The sequence below is a fragment of the Microcystis sp. M49636_WE2 genome, assembly GCF_030065375.1.
Classification (GTDB): Bacteria; Cyanobacteriota; Cyanobacteriia; order Cyanobacteriales; family Microcystaceae; genus Microcystis; species Microcystis aeruginosa_C.
On record NZ_JASJFG010000918.1, the window covers coordinates 1 to 1,966 of the forward strand.

Annotated in this window: 1 protein-coding gene and 1 pseudogene; both read left to right on the forward strand. The window is 46.9% G+C overall.

Annotation, left to right across the window (positions count from 1 at the left end; genetic code table 11):
- Positions 1–256: 256 nt before the first annotated feature.
- Positions 257–1,576 (forward strand): type IV pilus twitching motility protein PilT, encoded by a 1,320-nt coding sequence (locus PX484_RS21020; RefSeq protein WP_287669019.1) that lies wholly within the window; start codon positions 257–259, stop codon positions 1,574–1,576.
- A 90-nt stretch (positions 1,577–1,666) separates the two neighbouring features.
- A pseudogene (locus PX484_RS21025) lies at positions 1,667–1,966 on the forward strand (circadian clock KaiB family protein); the annotation flags it as partial.

Consider the following 1,966-nt stretch of genomic DNA (forward strand, 5'->3'; position numbering starts at 1 on the left):
CTTCTAGGTTCTGTGTGATAAGTTTAACTTACATCGGATCGATCAATCTTTGTGTCCTTTGTGTCTTTGTGGTTCGTTCCACCCCCTCGCTAGGAGGAATGTATCTTAGAATACACTTTACCCACCAAATCCAAGAGAGCCTGAATACTGACTTGGAGACTACTGGCTCCTTAATCCTCAATCTATCAGCCTTGCAGCTTACTTAGATAATTTGTACTATAGAGTTCTGGCATAATTAATTTTTGAGAGTTCAAAAATGAGTCAAAATCCCAATTCTTCCTCGCGACCACTACAACCGCTGCCGGTTCCCTCCATCCCGATGCCTCCCTCGGAGTTAATCAAGGGAACCACACCAGAGATAAATCAAGAAATGAGCCAAAAGGTGGCGACGCAGGTCAAAAAAGTGCCAAATATGCCGCAAAATGGTCAAATTTCACCTTCAAGTCCTCCCCAAAGTCGCGCTCCCAGTCAGGCTGCTTCTCCCCAAACCCCACCCCGGCCGGGCCGAGCTCCCAATCAACCCAACTTAGAATATTTGATCCAGTTTGCCTTTGATCGGGGTTATTCGGACGTTCACCTGGGAGTTGGAGAACAACCCCGGATGCGGGATCGTGGCGAAATGATTATTCTCGACTATCCTGAAATTGACATCAACACTTTTTATAGTTGGTTACGCGAAATGCTCGGTGAAGAAGAAATCCTTCGCTTTAAAAAAGACCTAGAATTTGACGGTGCGACTCAGTACGACTTCGCTAGGGTGCGGATTAATATCTTTGAAAGTCTGCGCGGTCCGGGGATGGTTTTGCGTCTGATTCCCATGAAAATCCCCACTATGGAACAATTGCGCTTACCGATGGTCTTCCGGGATGTGTGCGATGTGCAGAAGGGATTGATTTTAATCACCGGTCCGACGGGTTCAGGGAAATCCACCACCCTAGCAGCCATGATCGATTACATCAATAAAGAACACCCCAAACATATTATCACCATCGAAGACCCGATCGAATTTGTCCATGAAAGTCGTCGCAGTTTGATCAAACAACGGGAAGTGGGAATACACACCCATGAGTTCGATAATGCCCTAAAAGCCTGTTTGCGGGAAGACCCAGATATTATTCTGGTGGGGGAGATGCGGGACAAATCCACCGTTAATACTGCCCTGAAAGCTGCCCAAACCGGTCACTTAGTCCTGGGAACCCTGCACACCAACAGCGCTGTAAAAACCCTTGACCGGATTTTAACTCTTTATAGCGCCGAGGAACGGGAATCGACGCGGGTGGCGATCGCAGAATCTTTAGTTTGTATTATCTCGCAGGGTTTATGTCGCACCACCGACGGTAAACGGGCTGCTTTTTACGATATTCTCGTCAATACAGATGCCATCAAGGATTACATTCGCAGCGGCAAAAATGACGAAATTGTTGAATTAATGAAAGACGGCGAATACCACGGCATGATTACCACTAATCAATCCCTGTTTAACCTCTATCAAAAGGGACGGATTACCGAGGAGGTAGCCTTGGCCATGTCCCCAGTCCCCAATGAACTGGCGATGATGCTCCGGGGTAGAATCTAGAAAAACCCTGAAGGAAATTCTTCAGGGGTCAAGAGTTTAGTAGTCTAGAAAAATAGAAGCTCCTATTTATTCTTTACGGGAACCCCTCAAGTGGCTACTTCTGCGATTGTGTTGCCCGATATTTTTAAAGGCATCGCCCTGTTTACCCCCGGGGGCGACCTAATTTACTGTATCGATCCTAATAAACAAACTCATTGGCATCTGAATCTCTGTGCTGCTCTCCAGTCCGCTTTAGGGTTGCCAGAACCACCCCATTTTTTAGTTCCTAGTTTTACCGCTACCATCGATCGCTGGCGAGATCCCTACAGTCACCGTATTCATACTAGAGCCGAAGTCTATCCCCTTGTCCGTCGCTATCAGCCTTTATTAAATGCTATTTTCGCCACGGAC

What these genes read in the sequence shown, in the direction of transcription:
- PX484_RS21020 (WP_287669019.1), top strand. Translation starts at nt 257, where the DNA reads ATGAGTCAAAATCCCAATTCTTCCTCGCGACCACTACAACCGCTGCCG.